The organism is Thioalkalivibrio sp., from assembly GCF_007692535.1.
Lineage (GTDB): Bacteria > Pseudomonadota > Gammaproteobacteria > Ectothiorhodospirales > Ectothiorhodospiraceae > Thioalkalivibrio.
On the sequence record NZ_REBW01000064.1, the window covers coordinates 1 to 20182 of the forward strand.

Genomic DNA, 20182 nt, shown 5'->3' on the forward strand with positions numbered 1-20182 from the left:
AAATCGAATGGACTGGGGCGCTCTCAGCATGGCCCACTAGTGGGCGTTGCGGGACGCCTGACGGTGCAGCAGCCACCCGGCGACGAGCGCCGGCGAGATGATCGGCAGGATGATCACCAGAAAGACCTTCCAGGGCCGGGCACCGAGGTCCATCGCGGCCTCTTCGAGGCGCACGTCGAGTTGGAACGTGACTGCACGATCACCGCCACGAAGGCGCTGGTAAAGGTCACATGGGCAATGGTGATGGTGGTCATCCTGCGCCCGGGGGGCAGCCGATGAGCTGTTCCAGGGTCACGAACATCAAAAGGCCGGAAAGCCCGACGATGACCTCCGGCATCACCAGTGGCAGCGGCGGCATGAGCGCCACGTGGGGCCGGCCGGGCTGCTAGACTCAGACTGTGTAGAGGAGGACAGCGATGAGCCAGAAATCAGTTCCGGATGATCTGCTTCCCGTCGGCTATATCGGCCTCGGGATCATGGGTGCCCCAATGGTGCGGAACCTCCTGCGCGGTGGGGTGCCCGTGCACGTCTGGGCGCGCCGGCTCGAACAGGCGCAGAAACTCGTCGCCGATGGTGCGACGCTCGCGGACAGCTTCGAGAGCCTCGTCGCCTCTGTCCGCGTGCTGTTCCTCAACGTGTCCGACACCCCTGACGTCGAGAGCCTGATGCTGGACGAAGGCGGTATCCTGACCCACGCCCCGTCGGGGCTGATCGTGGTGGATCACAGCACGATCGACCCGATGCGTACGCGGGTGATTGCGGAGCGTGCGCGCGAGGCAGGCATCGCGTTCGTGGACGCACCCGTGTCCGGTGGCGAACGCGGAGCGATCGACGGCACCCTGACCCTGATGCTGGGCGGGGCCGAGGCGGATGTCGATCGCGTCCGACCACTGCTCGCGCTGGTCGGCAGGACCCTGACCCGCGTCGGCGAGAGCGGGGCCGGGCAGATCGCAAAGGCGTGCAACCAGCTCATCATCGGCGAGACGCTGGTGGCGATCGGTGAAGCCTATTCCCTGGCCGAGGGTGCCGGCGTGGATCCGGCCAGGGTGCGCGAGGCCCTGCTGGGTGGCTTTGCCGGATCGAAGGTTCTGGAGATGCACGGCCAGCGTCTGCTCGACGACAACTTCGTCCCCGGGTTCATGGCCCATCTGCATGCCAAGGACATGGGTATCGTCGCCAACACGGCGGCCGGTCTCGGGCTGGATCTCGGGGGTGTGGAACGGGTGCGGGCTGCGCTGGCGCGCGCTCTGGAAAGTGGCCATGCCTACGACGATTCGACCATTCTCGCACGGTATTGCGTGCCGGATCGCTGAAGTCGATACATCAAGGCTACCTGACCCAAAGGGGATAGGTACCTTCCGGAAGGATTCCCACTTGCTTTATAGTATTTTTTGAGCCTTAAAGACGCCGGCGGCCCGCCGTGCCCCGGCGCCGATCAACGGGATTCCTTCATGAGCGACAATGGCGACAATGCCGCTACCCTGACTCTGTGCCGGACGATCCGGGGCCGGGTCCGTATCATCAACCCCTGTGACGATCCGACGGCTGCCCTCGATCCGTCGAAGCCGCTGGGATACAACCCAGTGCAGCACCTTGCCATCGCGCTGGGCTGTTGCATGACCGAATTCGCGCGCCGTTTCCTCGAGCGCCGCAATCTTCCGCAAACCCTGATGGCGACGCTCGACTGGCAGGTGGATGGGCGCCGTTGCCGAATCTCGCGCATGGACCTGACCCTGCGCCTCGCGGTGACGCTCGACGACGAGGAGCGTCACATCCTCGACCGGATGATGAACCATTGCCCGGTGCACCAGGCGTTGCATGGCAACGTGCCGGTACACATTCACGTGCAGCAGTTGGATGAGGAGGAACTGCGGCTCGCCGAGGAGGCCTGAGGCGATCTGGAGGGCGGCGGCTTGCCGCCGCTTTTGGGAAGTTCCCGGCTCTCCAAAAGCGGGAGCAAGCTCCCGCACTCCAGAGGGATCGGAGTTATCAGCTCTTGCCCGCGAGTTGGGTCGCGCGGTCCGCATCCCAGCCGACAAGAATCTCTCCGGCACGTTCGATCACGGGCCTCCGGATCAGGGTGGGACGATCCAGCATCAGCGAACGCGCCTGGGTGGCGTCGATACCATCGCGGGTCTCGGCCGGCAATTGACGCCATGTGGTGCCACGGCGGTTCAGCAGCGCATCCCAACCCACGCTTCCAAGCCAGCGATCGAGCAGCGTCGCGGTCAGCCCATCCTTGCGGAAGTCGTGGAAACGGTGTTCCAGGCCCGCTGCGGTCAGCTCTCGGCGGGCCCGACGCACCGTGTCACAGTTGGGAATGCCGTAGACGACGAGATCCGCCATCAGCCGGGAATGTCACGCAGCAATGCGTTCAGGCCGACCTTGGCCTTGGTCTTCTCGTCCACGCGCTTGACGATCACCGCACAGTAGAGGGAGTACTTGCCGTCCCTGGAGGGCAGGTTGCCCGACACCACCACGGCACCCGCGGGAATCCGGCCGTAGGTGACTTCGTCCTTTTCCCGGTCATAGATCCGCGTGCTCTGTCCGATATACACGCCCATCGAGATCACCGCGCCTTCCTCGACGATCACGCCCTCGACGATCTCCGAGCGGGCGCCGATGAAGCAGTTGTCCTCGATGATGGTCGGAGACGCCTGCAGCGGTTCCAACACCCCGCCAATTCCCACGCCGCCGGAGAGATGGACGTTCTTGCCGATCTGGGCGCAGGATCCGACGGTTGCCCAGGTATCGACCATCGTGCCCTCGTCGACGTAGGCGCCGATGTTCACGTAGGAGGGCATCAACACCACGTTCGGGGCGATGAAGGCACCCTTGCGCGCGGTCGCCGGCGGCACCACGCGTGCGCCACCGGCGCGAAAATCGCGGCTGCTGGTATCGGCAAATTTCGAGGGGACCTTGTCGTAGTAATTGGTGAAGCCGCCCTTGATGAACTGGTTCTCCTCGATGCGGAAGGAGAGCAGAACGGCCTTCTTCAGCCACTCGTGCACCACCCATTGCCCGTCGATCTTCTCGGCGACGCGCAAGGCACCGCGGTCCAGTTGTTCGATGGTCTCGCGTACCGCGTCCTTCACCGTGGTCTCTACGTTGCGCGGGGTGATTTCCGCGCGGCGCTCGAATGCGGATTCGATGACACTTTTTAGATCAGACATGTGGGATCCTTTGTTCATGTTGATTATAGAATAAGCTCTGTAGGTCGGGTTAGCGTAGCGTAACCCGACGTGCCGGAGTCCCGGGGGCGACGCTATTTTGCGCCCATGGGTGGTGTGCGAGGCCCGTGGTCCGGGGCTGGCCCATTGCGGCTGGCAGTTCTGTAGGTCGGGTTAGCGCCGCGTAACCCGACGTGCCGGGGTGCGGGGGATGACGCTGCTTTGCGGCCATGGGTGCGTGCGAGACCCGTCGGGTTACGCCCTTTGGGCTAACCCGACCTACAGTCTGCGGCTTCGCCCGGGAAATCCCCACAGCGGCGGCAAGCCGCCGCACTCCACAATAGGGTCGTCGCGCTCATCCTCGCTCCAGCAGCGTTCGAATGCGCTCGGCCGCCTCGATACAGGCCTGCGGCTCCGCGACCAGGGCGATGCGCACGTGGCCTGCGCCCGGATCGCCTTCCGGAGTCGGGCGCGACAGATAGCGGCCGGGCAGGACCGTAACGTTGACCTCCTGCTGGAGGCGGCGTGCGAAGGCCTCATCGTCGCCATCGGGAACCCGTGGCCAGAGATAGAAGCCGGCGTCGGGTCTTGCAACCTCCAGCACCGGTTCGAGCGTCGGCAGCACCGCGGCAAACTTCGCAGCGTATTGCCAGCGGTTCTCGTGGACGTGCATTTCGTCCGCCCAGGCGGCTGCGCTGACGGCCTGGACCGGCCCCGGGAGCGTGCAGCCGTGATAGGTCCGGTACAGCGCAAAGCGATCCAGAATATTGGAGTCCCCAGCGACGAACCCGCTGCGTAACCCCGGCAGATTCGATCGCTTCGAAAGGCTATGAAAGGCTACACAGCGCGAGAAGTTCGCGTTGCCGAGACGAGCGGCCGCACCCAGAAGTCCCGGAGGTGGCGCCTTGTCAGGCGGATAGATCTCGGAGTAGCACTCATCCGCCGCGATGACGAAGTCGTGCCGTTCGGCACGTTCGATCAGGTCGCCCAGTTGCTTCTCCGACATAACCGCACCCGCGGGGTTGCCTGGGTTGCAGATGTATAGCAGCTGTACACGGTCCCAGAGCGCGGCGGGCAGATCCTCGAACTGTGGCCGGTATCCGTTCGCCCGCTCCAGGTTGTAGAACAGGGGCTCGGCCCCGGCGAGCAGGGCGGCACCCTCGTAAATCTGGTAGAAGGGATTGGGCATCAGTACGCCCGCGTCGGGCCCGGGCGTGACCACCGCCTGGGCGAGGGCGAACAGGCCTTCTCGCGTCCCGCTCAGCGGCAATACCTGCCGCTCTGCATCGACGTTCGGGAGATTGAAGCGAATCTGGAGCCAGCGCGCGATGACCTCGCGAAGCGCGGGTTCGCCGCGCGTGGTCGGGTAGCGGTTGAAGCCGGATAGGGCCTGTTCGAGAACAGGCTGGACGAAGGCGGGCATCGGATGCCGGGGCTCACCGATGGACAGCGCGATGGGCGCTGGCGTCGTCGCGGGCTGCAGATCCGCGAACAGGGCCTGCAGGCGTTGGAATGGGTAGGGTTGGAGGTGGTCGAGGTTCGGGTTCATCGGTGGGCACGTACTCTTCGGAGCGATCTGGGCGGGGGCCTTCAGGCGTCCGCAAACTGGCGGGCGCGTAGTATACCCAACCCCGTGCAGCGCGCTCTCTTCCGCTGACGTGCGCCCCGTCAGGGGTTTCCCTGCCGCAGGATTTCGAGGGCGCGTGTGATCGGAGCCTCGGACCAGCCGAATTGTGCGTAACCGGATCGCAGGTGGGACAGGTACTCTGCGCGCACCGGGAGGCCGGCGGTGACCCGGTCCGGATGGGCAATCCAGGTATGCGCCAGGCGGGTCCCTGAGCGCCCGTTCAGCCGGAAAGGCAGCACGATGCGCAGATAGTGGTTCGGGGTACCCTCGTAGCGATCCATCGCCTGCAACTGTTCCAGGCTGAGATGGTGCAGCGCCCCCGGGCAGTCGTCCTCACCCGTGTAGCGGATGTTCGCGACCACGTTGCGTCTGATCGCCGCCCGCTTGTCCAGGCTCAGCCTGAAGCCTTCAAAGCACCCTGGATGGCGCCGGCCCACGGGTCCGATACGCGCTTCGATGCGCGCGAGACTGAGGTTCGATCCGTAGGCAACCGCGGGTTGAGCGCACGGCCGCCGCTCGATCAGGTGCCGGCGGTAATCCCCGTGGGGGATCAGGGCCCCGGCAGCGGGCTCGCGGTTGTAGAAATAGGTCTCTACGGTTTCGCCCCCGCCCGAGAAGTGGCGTGCGGAAACCGGTTCGCGGCGGTACAGAGAGCCCTCGGGATCCCCCGCATCAAAGTCTTCGACGCGGTCGAGGCGCTGCAGCGTGGACGAATCCACCAGGTGGATCTCTCCTACGACCAGCCCTTCGCCGAAAAGCAGCCCTGGGTAGCTCCCGAGGTCGAACAACCGACCCGAGAGCAACGCTGGTCCCAGGAACCGCGAGCTCCGCAGCATCTGGGCGCGGCTCAGGCCGCGCAGCAGGGTGCCGTACACGAAGAGTTTGGTCATGCCCGCGTGGGAGTACTGGTTCGCCCTTCCATGGGAACCTATACTGCGGGAAGGCGTTGGTTTCGTGATAGAGGCAATACTGATGGGTCTGGCGAGACGTGACGACCAAAGGCATACCTACGGCGACTATCGGCAGTGGCCTGAGGATCTCCGCTACGAATTGATCGATGGAATCGCGTATGCGATGGCACCGGCACCGTCGTTGCGGCATCAGGATGTACTTGGAGAGTTGTTTCGGCAGGTGGCCAATGTTCTGCGAACCGGGCCGTGCCGCCCTTTTATCGCTCCCTTTGACGTCCGGCTCCCCCGCGGTGACGAGGCGGACGATCAGATCGAGACCGTGGTGCAACCTGACCTTTCAGTGGTCTGCGACCCCTCCAGACTCGACGAGCGGGGCTGCCGCGGCGCGCCGCACTGGGTTGTCGAGGTGCTTTCGCCGGCCACGGCGGGTCACGATCTGATCCTGAAGCGCGACCTCTACGAGCGCGCCGGTGTTCAGGAATACTGGCTGGTCCACCCGGTGGATCGGGTCGTGACCGCCTATCGACTCGTTGAGGGGGCGTTCGGCAAGCCGGAGATCCAGGAATTGTCAGGGCGACAATCCGTCGGCGCCGTACCAGGGCTGGAGATCGACTGGGACGCGTTCACTCCGGTATTTGGCGAAGGCCAGCCCAGGTAGAAGCCCCCGATTGCTTCGAGCTACCCCTGTTTCAATCATTGAGTCTGGAGTGGCGCCGCCGGCACGACGCTTGCCTGTCCGTGGGTAGTGGCTTTTCCGCGTATTGCGGGGTGTTTTGTTGATTGCCAGCGCGCCCTTCGCCAAACTCCGCATCATTGATTCAAAGGAAGTGGACCCCGGGGCGTTCTCGCCCCTACTTTTTAAGGTAAAATGGGACCAATTCAGTACTGTTTAACGGAGCCAATCAGCGACCATGTTGCGCATCAGCAAGCTCAGTGACTACGCGATCGTCCTCCTTTGCGAGATAGCAAAGGCGGATCGCGGGCAGGGTACGACAGCGCGCCAGTTGGCAGCGACGACCCAGATCGCGCTGCCGACCGTGGTCAAGTTGCTGAAAATGCTGAAAGAAGACGGGGTGCTGCTCTCCATGCAGGGTCGCAACGGCGGCTACCGGCTGGCGCGCCGTCCCTCCGAGACCAATCTTGCGGTGATCATCGAGGCCGTGGAAGGTCCGATCGCCCTGACCGAGTGCATGAGCGAGGAACTGGACTGCCAGATCCACAGCAAGTGCAACACCCGCCCGCACTGGGTTCATATCAACGCAGCCTTTCGCCAGGCCCTCTCCGTGGTGACCCTGAACGACCTCACGACCGGCACTATGCCAGTCCCGGTCACCCTGGGCGGAGTCCGGGTGGCCGCTCTCTGAACGATTCAACCAGCAAACCGAGGCCAGAACCATGTCCACGCATTCTCAAGACGTCGAGCAACTCGTCAAGCGCGAGTACAAGTACGGATTCAGTACCGACATCGATCAGGAAATCCTGCCGCCGGGGCTGAACGAGGACGTGATCCGCGCCATCTCCGCGAAGAAGCACGAGCCGGAGTTCATGCTCAACTGGCGGCTGGAAGCCTACCGCCATTGGCTGACCATGAAAGAGCCGAGCTGGGCGCATGTGCATTACCCGAAGATCGACTACCAGGCCGTTTCGTATTACGCGGCCCCGAAGTCCGACGACGATGCCCCGAAGAGCCTGGACGAGGTCGATCCCAAGCTGCTCGAGACCTACGAGAAGCTGGGCATCCCCCTGCACGAACGCGCGCGGCTCGCCGGTGTCGCGGTGGATGCCGTGTTCGACAGCGTTTCGGTGACGACGACATTCAAGGAGAAGCTCGGCGAAGCGGGCGTGATCTTCTGCTCCTTCTCCGAGGCCGTGCACAATCACCCCGAGCTGGTGCAGAAGTACCTGGGGACCGTGGTCCCCTCGGGCGACAACTACTTCGCAGCACTGAATGCCGCGGTCTTCTCGGACGGCTCCTTCGTGTACATCCCGAAGGGCGTTCGCTGCCCGATGGAGCTGTCGACCTACTTCCGCATCAACGCAATGGACACCGGGCAGTTCGAACGCACGCTGATCATTGCCGAGGAAGGCTCCCACGTGAGCTACCTCGAGGGCTGCACCGCGCCGCAGCGCGACCGCAACCAGCTGCACGCAGCGGTGGTGGAACTGATCGCACTGGACGACGCCGAGATCAAGTACTCGACGGTCCAGAACTGGTATCCCGGCGACGAGGAAGGCAAGGGCGGGATCTACAACTTCGTGACCAAGCGCGGCGAGTGCCGCGGCCGCAACAGCAAGATCTCCTGGACCCAGGTCGAGGCCGGCTCGGCGATCACCTGGAAATACCCGAGCTGCGTGCTGTTGGGCGACAACTCGGTGGGCGAGTTCTACTCGGTCGCGGTCGGCAACAACATGCAGCAGATCGACAGCGGCACGAAGATGATCCACGTCGGGAAGAACACCCGCAGCACGATCATCTCCAAGGGGATTTCCGCGGGTCGCGCGAACAATGCCTATCGCGGCCTGGTGAAGATCCTTGGCGGTGCCGAGGGGGCCCGGAATTACACCCAGTGTGACTCGCTGCTGCTCGGCGACCGCTGCGGCGCGCACACCTATCCCTACATCGAGGTGAAGAATCCCAGCGCACAGGTGGAGCACGAGGCGACCACCTCGAAGATCGGCGACGACCAGATCTTCTACCTGAAGCAGCGCGGGATCTCGGAAGAGGACGCGGTGAACATGATCGTCAATGGCTTCTGCAAGGAAGTCTTCGGCGAACTGCCGATGGAGTTCGCGGTCGAGGCCCAGGCCCTGCTCGCGGTATCGCTCGAAGGAGCGGTCGGCTGAGCCCGCTGCGCCGATCGACTGGAGGAGGATGAGATGAACGTGCAGGAACTGATGGAAGCCTTCCAGATGCTTCCGGATTGGGAAGACCGGTACAAGATGATCGAGGATCTGGGCGGACACATGCCCAACCTGCCGGCCGAGCAGTTGACCGAGGAAAACCGGATCAAGGACTGCAACACCCAGGCCTGGCTGACCGCGCACCTCAGTGACGAGGATCCGCCGAAGCTGGTCTTTCATGCGGACGCCGAGACGTCTCTCGTGCGCGGCCTGATGGCGCTGATGCTGCTCCCGTTCCGCGACAAGACCCCGGAGGAGGTGCTGGCCACCGACCCCGAGGAACTGTTCGGACCGCTGGGTCTGGAATCCGCGCTGAGCCCAACCCGACGCGCGGGCATGGAAGCGCTGATGTTCCGTGTCCGTGAACTGGCCATCGAACACGCAGCCACGGCCTGACGCGATGAAGCACGCGGAACCCACCCGTAGGGCAAAGAAGGCCGAAGGCCGTCATCCGCCCATCCGGTACGCGCGCGACCGCATACGAGAATTCAACCGAGTGGCCGCATGGCCCGCACAATCTTTTCAGGAGAACACGCAATGCTGAAAATCAACAACCTGCAGGCCCGGGTCGAGGCGGCCGAGATCCTCAAGGGCATCGACCTCGAGGTCAAGGCGGGCGAAGTGCACGCGATCATGGGTCCGAATGGTTCGGGCAAGAGCACGCTGTGCCAGGTGCTCGGCGGCCGCGACGGCTACGAGGTGACCGGCGGCACCGTGGAATTCATGGGTAAGGACCTGTTCGAACTCGAGCCCGAGGAGCGTGCCCGCGAGGGCATTCTGCTGGGGTTCCAGTACCCGGTGGAGATTCCCGGTGTCAAGAACATCTATCTCCTGAAAGAGGCCTACAACGCCCAGCGCAAGCATCGCGGCGAGCCCGAGGCGGACACCTTCCAGTTCCTGAAACTGGTGCGCGAAAAGCTGAAGACCATGCAGATGGACGAAAGCTTCCTGCACCGCGCGGTGAACGTGGGCTTCTCTGGCGGCGAGAAGAAGCGCAACGAGATCCTGCAGATGCTGGTCCTGGAACCGAAACTTGCCCTGCTGGACGAGACCGATTCCGGCCTGGACATCGATGCACTCAAGGTGGTGTCCGAGGGCGTCAACAGGCTGCGTTCCCAGGATCGTGCGATCGTGCTGGTGACCCACTACCAGCGCCTGCTGAGCCACATCGAGCCCGATTTTGTCCATGTCCTGTCCGACGGGCGCATCATCAAGTCCGGCGACAAGACCTTGGCCCACGAACTGGAGCGCAACGGCTACCACGGGATCATCGAGGAGGCGGCATGAGCACGAACGCCCTGAGCCAACACTACGCCGAGCAGGTGCAGCGCCTGCAGGACGGGCTGCCCGGCGCCATTCCCGAGTGGCTCGCCGGCCGCCGGCACGGTGCCGCCGCGCGTTTTTCCGAGGCAGGCTTCCCCGATCCGCGTCAGGAAGAGTGGAAGTACACCAACGTGCGGCCGATCGCGACCAAGCCCTTCATGGCGGCGGTGAGCGATGCCCCGGTGTCGGAGGAAGCGCTGCGCGCGATGGGATTCGAGGGCCTGGATGCCTACCGCATGGTCTTCGTGGACGGACGGCTGCGCACGGAATTCTCCGATCTGGGCGAGCTTCCCGCTGGGGTCACCGTGCAGGGTCTGGCCGAGGCGCTGGCCTCCGACCCCGACCCGTTGGAGCCCTTGCTCGGTACGCTCGCGCATGATCGCTTCTCGAGTTTTGCCGCGGCGAACATGGCCTTCCTGACAGACGGTGCGGTGATCCGGCTGGGCAAGGGCGTACGCCTGGAGCGGCCCCTGCACCTGTTGATCGTCGGTTCCGCCGGTAGCCCCGCGACCTGGAGCCACCCGCGCGTGCTGATCCAGGCCGGGGAAGGCTCCGAGGCTACCGTAATCGAGCACTATGCCGACCTGGAAGGTGCCAGTGGCTTCACCAATACGGTGACCGAGCTGCGTGCCGAGGCGGGGGCACAGCTGCGCCATTACCTGTTGCAGGACCACGCCGATAGCGCCTATCACGTGGGCAGTGTCTTTATCCAGCAGCGGCGCGACAGCCGTGTGACTTCGCATAACGTGAATCTCGGCGGCCGCCTGGTTCGCCACGATCTGAATGTCGACCTGACCGAGCCGGGCGCGGAGATCGAGCTCAATGGCCTGTTCCTGGTGGGCGGGCGCCAGCATGTGGACACCCATACGCGGGTTCATCATTCCTCGCCGCACACAACGAGCCGGGAACAATACCGGGGTATCGGCCAGGGTCACGGCCGGGGCGTGTTCAAGGGCCGGGTGCTGGTGGAGCGGGGCGCGCAGAAGACCGATGCCCAGCAGCACAGTGCCAACCTGCTGCTCTCGCCCAACGCGGAGATCGATACCAAGCCGGAACTGGAGATCTATGCCGACGATGTGAAGTGCGCCCACGGCGCGACCGTCGGCCAGCTCGACGAGACATCGATGTATTACTTGCGCAGCCGTGGTATTGATGCCGAGGCGGCGCGGGGCATGCTGGTGTTCGCCTTCGCCGACGAGGTCCTCGAGCGGATGGAGCTGGCTCCCGTGCGCACCAGCATCGAAAGGCGGCTGGCGGCGCGGCTCCCGGAAGCCGGTGCGATCGACGTCATCGGCTGAGCATGGCCCAGTATCATTCGCAGTTGAAACCTTGAGTAGAGAGGCCAGGACATGCAGGTTCAGGAAATGATCAAACTCACCCGTGACTGCCCGGCAGTTGCGGTGCCCGCGGGGCAACGGGTGATGATCGGTGAAGGGGGCGAGGTCGGACTGGTCCAGGCGCTCGGCGGCAGCTATACGGTGACTGCGGAGGGCCGCATGTTCCGGATCGATGCCAAGGACGCGGACGCGTTGGGCAAGGAGCCAACACCACGCCCCGAACTGCCGGAAGACGCCTCGGACGAAGAGGTCGAAGAGTTGATCTGGGATCAGATGAGGGGCTGTTACGACCCTGAGATTCCGATCAATATCGTCGACCTGGGGCTCATCTACCGCTGCGAGATCGAGCGCAACGAGTCCGGTGGCCGCTCGGTGCACATCGATATGACCCTGACCGCGCCGGGGTGCGGCATGGGCAACGTGATCGCCACCGATGTGTGGCAACGGGTGATGGAAGTACCTACGGTAGACGAGGCCACGGTCGAGGTCGTCTTCGATCCGCCCTGGGACGCCTCGCGCATGACCGAGGCTGCGCGCCTGCAGACGGGAATGTTCTGACATGAGCGGTTGGGTGGACGTAGCCCCGCCGGACCAGATCGAGCCCGGGCAGCACCGATGGGTCGATGTCGATGATGTGCCGGTCCTCGTGTTTAATGTCGAGGGCGATTTTCATGCCATCGAGGACATGTGTTCGCATGAGGAGTACCCAATGGCCGGCGGCGAGGTAAAGGGCGACCGTATCACCTGCCCCCAACACGGGGCGGAGTTCTGCCTGCGCACCGGCGCAGCCTTGACCGCGCCCGCCTATGAGCCCCTCACCACCTTCCCCGTGCGTATTCACGAGGGCATGGTGCAGGTCCGGGATGATCGCTGGGATTGAGACCGGCCCATCAGGCCCCATGATCCAGTCAGCAGAATTGACATGATTCAGGAGAAGCAGCCAATGAACACCACGGCCATTGAGAGCAGCACACCGACCAGCAGCGCGCAGGTGCCCGAGGCAGATCGCGTCCGGGCGACGGACAAGGCCACGCGTCACATCCTGAAACAGATGGAGTCGGACCCATCAGCGATCGGTTTCCGCCTCGAGGTGAAGCGCACGGGCTGCTCTGGCTGGATGTACGTGGTCGACCTGGTCCGCGAGGCGCGCGACGACGACATGATCTTCGGCGTCGGCGGTGGTCTCGACATCTACGTCGATGAGAAGAGCTTCAGCTTCGTCCATGGCACGGAGATCGACTTCGTCTCCGAGGGACTGACCCGGCAATTGGTCTTCAACAATCCCAACGTCACGGCCGAATGCGGTTGCGGAGAGAGCTTCTCCATATAGGGTGTACGGGGCGGCGGCTGGGGTCCGGGAGCGAGCCCCGCACTCCATGGAATCAGAGGCCGAGGGCGTCTTGCAGTGCGTCGATCCGGGGCGTCTGTTCCCAGGTGAAGTCGGTTTCCTCCCGGCCGAAATGTCCAAAGGCCGCTGTCGCCGCATAGATCGGCCGGCGAAGATCGAGCTCCCGGATGATGCCCGCGGGCGTCAGGTCAAAGACATCGCGCACGGCCCGTTCCATGCGGTCGCCTGAGACCAGACTCGTCCCATGCCCGTCGACGCGGATCGACACCGGATCCGGGCGCCCGATGGCATAGGCCAACTGGACGGTACAACGCCTCGCGGCACCCGCTGCGACCAGGTGCTTGGCCACCCAGCGTGCAGCGTAAGCCGCGGAGCGGTCCACCTTGGTCGGGTCCTTCCCCGAGAATGCCCCGCCTCCGTGCGGACAACTTGCCCCGTAGGTATCGACGATGATCTTGCGGCCGGTGACGCCGGTATCACCCTGCGGCCCGCCGACTTCGAACCGTCCTGCCGGGTTCACGAGGTAGCGGATCTCCGGGGCGCGCAGCGCAGGGGGAATGACCGGCTCAATCAGATGCTGGATCGTCTCCCGTTCAACGTCCGCGTCCGTGATCGCCCCCTGAAGTTGGGTGGACAGCACCACGGTTTCCACCGCCGTGGGCCGCCCATCCGTGTAGCGGACGGAGACCTGCGACTTCGCGTCGGGCCGCAGCCAGGAGAATTCCGGTTGTCGACGCAGGGCGTGCTGGCGCTGCATCAGGCGGTGCGCCAGCTGGATGGGCAAGGGCATCAGTTCCGGGGTTTCATCGCAGGCATAACCGAACATCAGTCCCTGATCTCCGGCCCCGAGAACCCCATCGGCGCGTTCGACGCCTTTTGCGATCTGCGCGGACTGCCCGTGGATCCGGATCAGCACCTCGCAGGTCTCGGGATCGATGCCGGGAAATCCCGCGTGGTAACCAGTATCGCGCAACAACTGGCGGACCAAACCATCCAGGGCACCCCGGACGGTCCTGAGCCCGTCCTCGCTGTCCAGGCGAAACTCACCGGCTAGAACGACCAGGCCCTCGGTGAGCAAAGTCTCGCAGGCCACCTTGGCATTGCGGTCCAGATGCAGGCAGCGGTCCAGGACGCTGTCCGAAATGCGGTCGGCCAGTTTGTCGGGATGCCCGTCGGAGACGGACTCGGAGGTGAAGAGCCAACTCTCGGTCACGTCTTCCTCTCCATACCCCTACTGTGCCGGGCGAATCGGGTATTCGATCTCCGCGTCGGCACGCAACTCCTCCATGAAGGCGCGCAGCGCGCGGGCCTGAAGGATTTCCTCGATCTGTGTGCGCACTTCGGCGAGCGGCGGCGGGGCAGTCTCGCGGGTATCCTCCAGCAGGATCACATGCCAGCCGAACTGGGTCTGCACCGGTTCACGGGTGTACTCACCGGGCTCCAGCGCCTCGACCGCCTCGGTGAACGCGGGGATCATCTGCTCAGGCGCGAACCAGCCGAGGTCGCCACCTTCGGGTGCGGATGCATCCTGCGAATGTGTCGCGGCAAGTTCGGCGAAGTCGGCGTCTTCTTCGAGCGCCGCGATGACCTCTTGGGCTTCCGCCACGTCATCGACCAGGATGTGCCGCGCGCGGTACTCGACCGAACTGTGGGCCGCGATCTGTGCGTCGTACTCCGCCTGGATCTCCGCGTCGGAAAAGGTCATCTCTCGGGCCCTGCGTTCGATCACTTCCGAGGCCAGCAGGCCGATCTCCATGTTGCGCAGGATGATCTGGATTTCCATCTCCTGATCGATGCCCTGGGCAATGGCTTCCTGGCGCAGCAACTCCAGGTTGATCAGTTCTTCCAGAACACCTTCCGGCCCCACCGGGTCGGGGGCGCCGTCGAGACCGGTGTAGGCAAAGACGTCGGCGCGTGTGATCGGCATCCCGTTGATTATCACGAGCGTTTCCGCGTCCGGCGCGACCGCTTCCTGCAGGGTGTCAGGCCGTTCACATCCGCTGAGCAGAACGAGAGCGGCAAGGAGCAGCGGGGCTGTGATTCGGATATCCATCGTGAGGCTCCGGTGTGGGCGTGTGTTGGCGCGGGGTGGCAGATGTCGGCTCCGCGTTACCTGCTTTAGCTACCTAGGTGGCAATCATGGTAGAACGCGTTTGAAGGGACGAACCAGGACCTCGTGGAACACACCGGTCTTCATGTAGGGATCGGCATGCGCCCAGGCAGTGGCTTCGTCCAGCGAAGGGAATTCCGCAACGATCAGGCTCCCGGTGAAGCCGGCCGAGCCGGGATCCGGGCTGTCGACGGCGGGCAGGGGACCGGCCAGCAACAGACGCCCTGCGTCACGCAGGGCCTCCAGGCGCACGAGGTGTTCGGGTCGCACGGCAAGGCGTCGCTCCAGACTGTCGGGCGCGTCCTGGCCAAGGATCATGTACAGCATGAGTGTTTCCTTGGGGTTGGGTTTGACCTCTGCGGAGTATACATCGCGCGGGGCAGGCCGGGCCGGGCAGGCAGTCATGACAGGTTTCCCGCGTCGTTGTTACCGCAGCGCTCCGGTGCCTGCTGGTATGATAGAGGGTTTAACAAACCCAGCCACGGTTCCCGTCATGAACGCCATCAAGGTCCATCCTGAAAATCCGCAGCCGCGGCTGATGCAGCAAGCGGTGGCGCGGCTTGAGCAGGGGGCCGTCATCGTCCTCCCTACCGACGCCTGCTACGCGTTGGCGTGCAGGCTTGGCGACAAGGCAGGTGCCGAGCGCATTCGACGTTTGCGCCAGGTCGACGAAGACCACCATCTGACCCTGCTCTGTCGCGATCTTTCGGAGTTGGGTCTGTACGCCAAGGTGGACAACTCCGCATTCCGCCTGATGAAGGCGCTGACCCCGGGTCCGTACACCTTCATCCTCCCCGCAACACGCGAGGTGCCCCGACGGCTGCAGCACCCGAAGCGGCGCACGGTGGGGCTGCGTGTGCCGGACAGCCGTGTGGTGCAGGCGTTGCTGAAGGAATTGGGAGAACCCCTGATGTCCGCGACGCTGCAGATGCCGGGCGACCCGCATCCGCTCAGCGAGCCTTGGGAGATCGAAGAACGGCTCGGTCGCCAGGTGGACGGGATCGTCGACAGTGGGGCGGGAACGCTGGAGGCAACCACGGTGATCGATCTCACCGGACCGGTGCCGGAGGTGGTTCGGCACGGACTGGGGCCGGTGAATTTCCTCGACTGAGCGGACACGTTTACTCTCTGATCCTGCGGGGGGCATCGGGAGGCCGCCCGGCATACGTACCCGCTCGTCTGGGGAAACGCTGAACCGTTCGAATCGGTTCCTGGTTTGGCAGGCCCAGCACGCGCGGAATCAACCCCTTGCCGTTCATCCTGAACGTGTCGAGGGCCCTGTTCAGCGCTTCCATAGCGACAGACCGGGGCTGTCCAGGAGATTGCAGTGCGAAAGATATTGATCCTGTGCTTGTTGCTCGTGTTGGCTGCAGCCGCTTGGCCGGTCTACGTGGGCGTGCAGGTGGAGACCGCACTGCGCGATACCCGGACGGGCCAGCTCGGTGGTGTTCTATTCCATCACTCGGTGGCGGACTACCATCGCGACAACTACCGGGCGCGTGCCACGACCGTGCTCCATGTCGTCGGCGGCGGGATGGACTTCGACCTGCACCTGGATCACCGAATCCGTCATCGCCTTCTGGGCGCGGTAGTGGATACGCGGCTCGCTGCCAGACAGAACACGGCTGATCTTCCGCCACACTGGCGTGCCGCGCTTGCCCAGGCTCAGCCCCGCGCGGACAGTTGGCTGGGGCTGGGTGGCGGGGTGAGTTCGAGGCTGTCGACCCGTCCCGTACAGGTCGCCTGGACTGGCGCGGGTGCAAAGAACCAGGACGGTCGGTGGCTGGAGATCGGCGCAGGTCAAGGAGGCCTGTCCTTCTCACCCGAGCGCCTCGTCTTGAGCTTCGATACCGAGACACTCCGCCTGTACTCCGGGCGCGCCAGCCTGCTGTTGGACGAGTTCCATTATGGGGTGCTCGTGCATCCGGGGCCCGAAGGACTGTATGGGCGTCTGCCCGACTACGATCTTGGACTCGGAGCGGGCCGCCTGAGTTTTCAACGGGATGGACGCGAGCGGTTCGGCGCCGAGTCGCTGCAGATGAGCGCCTGGCAGAACTCGACCCTCCGCCAGATGAACAGCCTGCTGAGACTGCGCGCGAAGGAGGTGCGTAGCGCGGACCTCGAACTCGAGGGTCTGGATCTGCACCTGAGCGCCCTGCGCTGGCATCGTCCTACCGTCATGGGTTTCATCCAGGCGTGGGAGGGCATGGCCTCCATGGAACTGGACCCACAGGCGAGAACAGGACTGGTCCTGGGAATGGTCCTGGACGGCCTGCAGCAGATGATCGCTCATGATCCTCGGGTCCTGGGTGGCATCAGCGTGAACAGCGACCCCGACAAGTGGCTGCGTGTGCGCCTGGACCTGGGCCTGCAGGGCGATGCTGAACGTATTGCCACGCGTCCGCTGGAGGCGCTGGACGTCGCTCTGGATCTGGAGGTCGGCAGGCGATTGCTCGAGGAACTCGACACCCTTGCCGGGGCTCCCGAGGCTCTGCACACCTGGCTCGAACTGGGCATCGACGATGGATGGATCGAGGTGCGTGACAACGAGTTGAGCAGCCGGCTGCGGATGGATGAGGGGCGATTGCTGATCAACGACAGCGATCAGACGATCCTGCTTCTTGCGCTGGTGTTCGCCCTCGGTCAAGGCATGTTCTAATGTTGGGTTATTCATGAATCACAAAGGGTATTCTTCGTGAGCAGCAATCAGGGAACGAACCGGCGCGTGCTCTCCGGCATGCGACCTACCGGGCGCCTGCATCTGGGGCACTACCATGGGGTATTGAAGAACTGGCTTGAACTCCAGCACAGCTATGAGTGCTTCTTCTTCGTCGCCGATTGGCATGCCCTGACGACGCACTACGAATCCCCGGGCGACCTTGGTCAACATGTGACCGACATGGTGATCGACTGGCTCGCTGCCGGCGTCAGCCCGAGCGCCGCAACCCTGTTCGTGCAGTCACGCGTCCCCGAACACGCGGAGCTTCACCTGCTGCTGTCGATGTTCACCCCCCTGGGATGGCTGGAGCGCGTTCCCAGCTACAAGGATCAGCAGGAACAGCTGCGTGAGCGCGATCTCGCGACCTACGGCTTCCTCGGCTATCCGGTCCTGCAGAGCGCCGATATCCTCGCCTACCGTGCGGGACTCGTCCCGGTGGGCGAGGACCAGGTCGCGCATCTGGAGGTGACCCGCGAGATTGCGCGCCGCTTCAACCATCTGTACGGACGCGAACCCGGTTTTGCGGAAAAGGCCGAGGCGGCGATCGACAAGATGGGCAAGAAGATCGCGAAGCGCTATCGCGAGTTGCGCCGGCGCTTCCAGGAACAGGGCGAGGAAGACGCCCTGGACGTCGGTCGAGCGCTCCTCGAAGGGCAGCAGAACATTTCCCTTGGCGACCGTGAGCGCCTATTCGGTTATCTGGAGGGTGGGGGCAAGATCATCCTGCCCGAACCCCAGGCCATGCTGACACCGACCGCGAAGATGCCTGGTCTGGACGGACGCAAGATGTCCAAGAGTTACAACAATGCGATCAGTCTGCGGGCCGAACCGGCACAGGTCGAAGCCCAGATCAGGACGATGCCCACCGACCCGGCCCGGGTGCGGCGCACGGATCCCGGAGAACCCGAGAAGTGCCCGGTCTGGGCGCTGCACCAGGTCTACACACCGGAGTCCACGCGTGTGGAACTCGCTGCGGGCTGCCGTTCGGCGGGGATCGGTTGCGTCGACTGCAAACGCCCCCTGATCGAGGCGGTTCTGGCGGAGCTGGGGCCGATCCAGGAGCGCGCAAGGGAATACGCGTCCGATCCGGCACTGGTGAAGAACATCATCACCGAGGGTTCCGACGCGGCGCGGGAGGAGGCCAGGGAAACCCTCGAGGAAGTGCGCCGCGCCATGGGCCTGGACTACCTTCGCTGATGGCCATGCCACGCCTGGCCAACGGGGTCAGCACGTGACCGAGGCGGAAGTCGACGAGCTCGAGCGCCCGCTGGAGGCCGACTGGTCGTGTCGGGTGAATGGCAGCCCGATGGGGGATATGCCGGCGGATCTGTACATCCCGCCCGACGCTCTGGAGGTCTTTCTCGAATCCTTCGAGGGTCCGCTCGATCTTCTGCTGTACCTGATCCGTCGCCAGAACCTGGATATCCTGTCGATACCCATTGCCGAGATCACCCGCCAGTACATGGCGTACATCGAGGTGATGCAGGCGCTGCGCCTGGAACTCGCGGGTGAGTACCTGGTGATGGCCGCGCTGCTGGCGGAAATCAAGTCACGCATGCTGCTGCCGCGCCCTGCGGGGTCCGCGGAGGACGACGAAGAAGATCCGCGCCTGGCGCTGATCCGGCAACTGCAGGAATACGAGCGGTTCAAGACCGCCGCCGAGCGGATCGACGACATCCCACGCCTGGAACGGGACGTCTTCCATGCCCACGCCGCGCGTGACGCCCTTGCCGCCCCGCCGGCGCCCGCGCCGGCGCTGGACGACCTGATCGAGGCGCTGGTCGGGGTGCTGCGCCGCGCCAGCCTGAGTGCACACCACCAGATCAGTGCCGAGGCGCTCTCCGTGCGCGAGCGAATGACGCGGATCCTTGAGACGCTGGAACACCGAGAGTTCGTCGATTTCGTCAGCCTGCTTGTGGTCAGCGAGGGCCGGCCTGGAGTTGTCGTAGCCTTTCTCGCCGTGCTGGAGTTGAGCAAGGGGGGCATGCTGGAATGGGGCCAGGGCGAGGCCTTCGGCCCCATTCAGGTTCGGCGTCGCATGGCCGAGGTAGTCGAATCGTGAAGGACCGGGAGCCGGTCACCGTGGAAGCGCGCACACAGGAACTCGAGTTGATCCTGGAGGCGGTCCTGTTCGCCGCCTCGGAGCCGGTTTCGGTCAAGGATCTGCTCGCGGCGTGCAGTACCGTGGAATCCGGCGGGCCCGAGCGGGAAGAGCTGGATGCGGCGCTCGAGCGCCTGGCGGCGCATTATCTCCACCGGTCGATCGAGCTGGTGCGATCGGTGGGGGGATACCGCTTCCGGGTGCGCTCGCGCTTTTCCGCACAGGTGCAGGCGGCCCAGCCGGAACGGCCACCACGGCTCTCGCGGGCCCTGCTGGAGACCCTCGCCATCATCGCCTATCGGCAACCGGTGACCCGTGCCGAGATCGAGGATATCCGGGGCGTCGCGGTGAGCACGCAGATCATGCGTACCCTCACGGAACGGGAGTGGGTGCACGTGGTTGGACACAAGGAGGTCCCGGGCCGTCCCGGACTCTACGCAACGACACGGACCTTCCTGGATGATCTCGGCCTCGGCCGGCTGGACGAACTCCCGCCACTGGACGATCTGCGCGAACTGGTCGACCTGCCTTCCGAGACGGCCGATGCCGAGCCACCCTTGGCGTCACGGTCGCAGGAAGGCGAGGAGGAACCTCCGCCAGGATCCTAGCGGCCCTGCGAAAAGTGGTGCAACCGG

General features: G+C 64.4%; 23 protein-coding genes and 1 pseudogene. 16 read left to right on the forward strand and 8 right to left on the reverse strand.

The window, feature by feature from the left end; all coding sequences use genetic code 11:
* Positions 1 to 66: 66 nt before the first annotated feature.
* Positions 67 to 346, reverse strand: a pseudogene (locus tag EA346_RS01875) (putrescine ABC transporter permease PotI); the annotation flags it as partial.
* Between the two features lie 70 nt (positions 347 to 416).
* Between EA346_RS01875 and EA346_RS01880 the strand changes: the two are divergent.
* On the forward strand, positions 417 to 1313 hold the full coding sequence (locus EA346_RS01880) for an NAD(P)-dependent oxidoreductase (protein WP_296754934.1): 897 nt from the start codon (positions 417 to 419) through the stop codon (positions 1311 to 1313).
* Between the two features lie 138 nt (positions 1314 to 1451).
* Positions 1452 to 1892 (forward strand): OsmC family protein, encoded by a 441-nt coding sequence (locus tag EA346_RS01885; RefSeq protein WP_296754936.1) that lies wholly within the window; start codon positions 1452 to 1454, stop codon positions 1890 to 1892.
* 97 nt (positions 1893 to 1989) lie between these two features.
* Here the strand turns inward: EA346_RS01885 and EA346_RS01890 are convergent, their stop codons facing one another.
* The 4 genes from EA346_RS01890 to EA346_RS01905 all read right to left on the reverse strand — a co-directional run bounded on the left by EA346_RS01890 (position 1990) and on the right by EA346_RS01905 (position 5687).
* Positions 1990 to 2346, reverse strand: coding sequence for an arsenate reductase (locus tag EA346_RS01890; RefSeq protein ID WP_296754938.1), 357 nt, complete (start codon positions 2344 to 2346; stop codon positions 1990 to 1992).
* Positions 2346 to 3173: a 2,3,4,5-tetrahydropyridine-2,6-dicarboxylate N-succinyltransferase gene (gene dapD, locus EA346_RS01895; protein WP_296754940.1), complete on the reverse strand. Its 828-nt coding sequence runs from the start codon at positions 3171 to 3173 to the stop codon at positions 2346 to 2348. The genes EA346_RS01890 and dapD overlap by 1 nt, the downstream gene beginning before the upstream one ends.
* Positions 3174 to 3525: 352 nt before the next feature.
* On the reverse strand, positions 3526 to 4719 hold the full coding sequence (gene dapC / locus EA346_RS01900) for a succinyldiaminopimelate transaminase (protein ID WP_296754943.1): 1194 nt from the start codon (positions 4717 to 4719) through the stop codon (positions 3526 to 3528).
* 119 nt (positions 4720 to 4838) lie between these two features.
* Entirely contained in the window at positions 4839 to 5687 is an 849-nt protein-coding gene (locus EA346_RS01905; protein ID WP_296754946.1) for a gamma-glutamylcyclotransferase, read from the reverse strand.
* 82 nt (positions 5688 to 5769) lie between these two features.
* On the opposite strand from EA346_RS01905, the gene EA346_RS01910 reads away from it, so the two are divergent.
* The 9 genes from EA346_RS01910 (at position 5770) to EA346_RS01950 (ending at position 12599) form a co-directional block, all read left to right on the forward strand.
* Entirely contained in the window at positions 5770 to 6366 is a 597-nt protein-coding gene (locus tag EA346_RS01910) for a Uma2 family endonuclease (RefSeq protein ID WP_296754992.1), read from the forward strand.
* Positions 6367 to 6619: 253 nt separating this feature from the next.
* Positions 6620 to 7072 carry an SUF system Fe-S cluster assembly regulator gene (locus tag EA346_RS01915; RefSeq protein WP_296754949.1) on the forward strand — a complete coding sequence of 151 codons (453 nt, stop codon included), beginning with the start codon at positions 6620 to 6622 and terminating at the stop codon, positions 7070 to 7072.
* A 31-nt stretch (positions 7073 to 7103) separates the two neighbouring features.
* Entirely contained in the window at positions 7104 to 8552 is a 1449-nt protein-coding gene (gene sufB, locus EA346_RS01920) for a Fe-S cluster assembly protein SufB (protein ID WP_296754951.1), read from the forward strand.
* 33 nt (positions 8553 to 8585) lie between these two features.
* Positions 8586 to 9005, forward strand: a complete 420-nt coding sequence (locus EA346_RS01925; RefSeq protein WP_296747943.1) for a SufE family protein — start codon at positions 8586 to 8588, stop codon at positions 9003 to 9005.
* Between the two features lie 141 nt (positions 9006 to 9146).
* On the forward strand, positions 9147 to 9896 hold the full coding sequence (gene sufC / locus EA346_RS01930; RefSeq protein ID WP_296754954.1) for a Fe-S cluster assembly ATPase SufC: 750 nt from the start codon (positions 9147 to 9149) through the stop codon (positions 9894 to 9896).
* Entirely contained in the window at positions 9893 to 11230 is a 1338-nt protein-coding gene (gene sufD, locus EA346_RS01935; RefSeq protein WP_296754956.1) for a Fe-S cluster assembly protein SufD, read from the forward strand. Before sufC ends, sufD begins: the two co-directional genes overlap by 4 nt.
* A gap of 51 nt (positions 11231 to 11281) precedes the next feature.
* Positions 11282 to 11827, forward strand: coding sequence for a putative Fe-S cluster assembly protein SufT (sufT, locus tag EA346_RS01940; RefSeq protein WP_296754959.1), 546 nt, complete (start codon positions 11282 to 11284; stop codon positions 11825 to 11827).
* Between the two features lies 1 nt (position 11828).
* Positions 11829 to 12149 carry a non-heme iron oxygenase ferredoxin subunit gene (locus tag EA346_RS01945; protein ID WP_296754961.1) on the forward strand — a complete coding sequence of 107 codons (321 nt, stop codon included), beginning with the start codon at positions 11829 to 11831 and terminating at the stop codon, positions 12147 to 12149.
* 63 nt (positions 12150 to 12212) lie between these two features.
* Positions 12213 to 12599 carry an iron-sulfur cluster assembly accessory protein gene (locus EA346_RS01950; RefSeq protein ID WP_366755760.1) on the forward strand — a complete coding sequence of 129 codons (387 nt, stop codon included), beginning with the start codon at positions 12213 to 12215 and terminating at the stop codon, positions 12597 to 12599.
* Between the two features lie 52 nt (positions 12600 to 12651).
* Here EA346_RS01950 and metK read toward each other — a convergent pair whose 3' ends face one another.
* From metK to EA346_RS01965, 3 genes are all read right to left on the reverse strand, one after another.
* The gene (gene metK, locus EA346_RS01955; RefSeq protein WP_296754967.1) at positions 12652 to 13830 is read right to left on the reverse strand and encodes a methionine adenosyltransferase; all 1179 of its coding nucleotides are present in this window, start codon (positions 13828 to 13830) and stop codon (positions 12652 to 12654) included.
* Between the two features lie 18 nt (positions 13831 to 13848).
* Positions 13849 to 14670, reverse strand: a complete 822-nt coding sequence (locus EA346_RS01960; RefSeq protein ID WP_296754969.1) for a peptidylprolyl isomerase — start codon at positions 14668 to 14670, stop codon at positions 13849 to 13851.
* An 84-nt stretch (positions 14671 to 14754) separates the two neighbouring features.
* A complete protein-coding gene (locus EA346_RS01965; RefSeq protein ID WP_296754972.1) occupies positions 14755 to 15054 on the reverse strand; it encodes a YciI family protein in 300 nt (99 codons plus the stop codon).
* Positions 15055 to 15220: 166 nt separating this feature from the next.
* Between EA346_RS01965 and EA346_RS01970 the strand changes: the two genes are divergently transcribed.
* The 5 genes from EA346_RS01970 to scpB all read left to right on the forward strand — a co-directional run bounded on the left by EA346_RS01970 (position 15221) and on the right by scpB (position 20155).
* Positions 15221 to 15838, forward strand: coding sequence for an L-threonylcarbamoyladenylate synthase (locus EA346_RS01970; RefSeq protein WP_296754974.1), 618 nt, complete (start codon positions 15221 to 15223; stop codon positions 15836 to 15838).
* Positions 15839 to 16054: 216 nt separating this feature from the next.
* Entirely contained in the window at positions 16055 to 17386 is a 1332-nt protein-coding gene (locus EA346_RS01975) for a DUF945 family protein (protein WP_296754977.1), read from the forward strand.
* Positions 17387 to 17422: 36 nt separating this feature from the next.
* Positions 17423 to 18643 carry a tryptophan--tRNA ligase gene (locus tag EA346_RS01980; protein WP_296754979.1) on the forward strand — a complete coding sequence of 407 codons (1221 nt, stop codon included), beginning with the start codon at positions 17423 to 17425 and terminating at the stop codon, positions 18641 to 18643.
* Between the two features lie 34 nt (positions 18644 to 18677).
* Positions 18678 to 19508 (forward strand): ScpA family protein, encoded by an 831-nt coding sequence (locus EA346_RS01985; RefSeq protein ID WP_296754982.1) that lies wholly within the window; start codon positions 18678 to 18680, stop codon positions 19506 to 19508.
* Entirely contained in the window at positions 19505 to 20155 is a 651-nt protein-coding gene (scpB, locus tag EA346_RS01990) for an SMC-Scp complex subunit ScpB (RefSeq protein ID WP_296754985.1), read from the forward strand. Before EA346_RS01985 ends, scpB begins: the two co-directional genes overlap by 4 nt.
* The last annotated feature ends 27 nt before the right edge of the window (positions 20156 to 20182 follow it).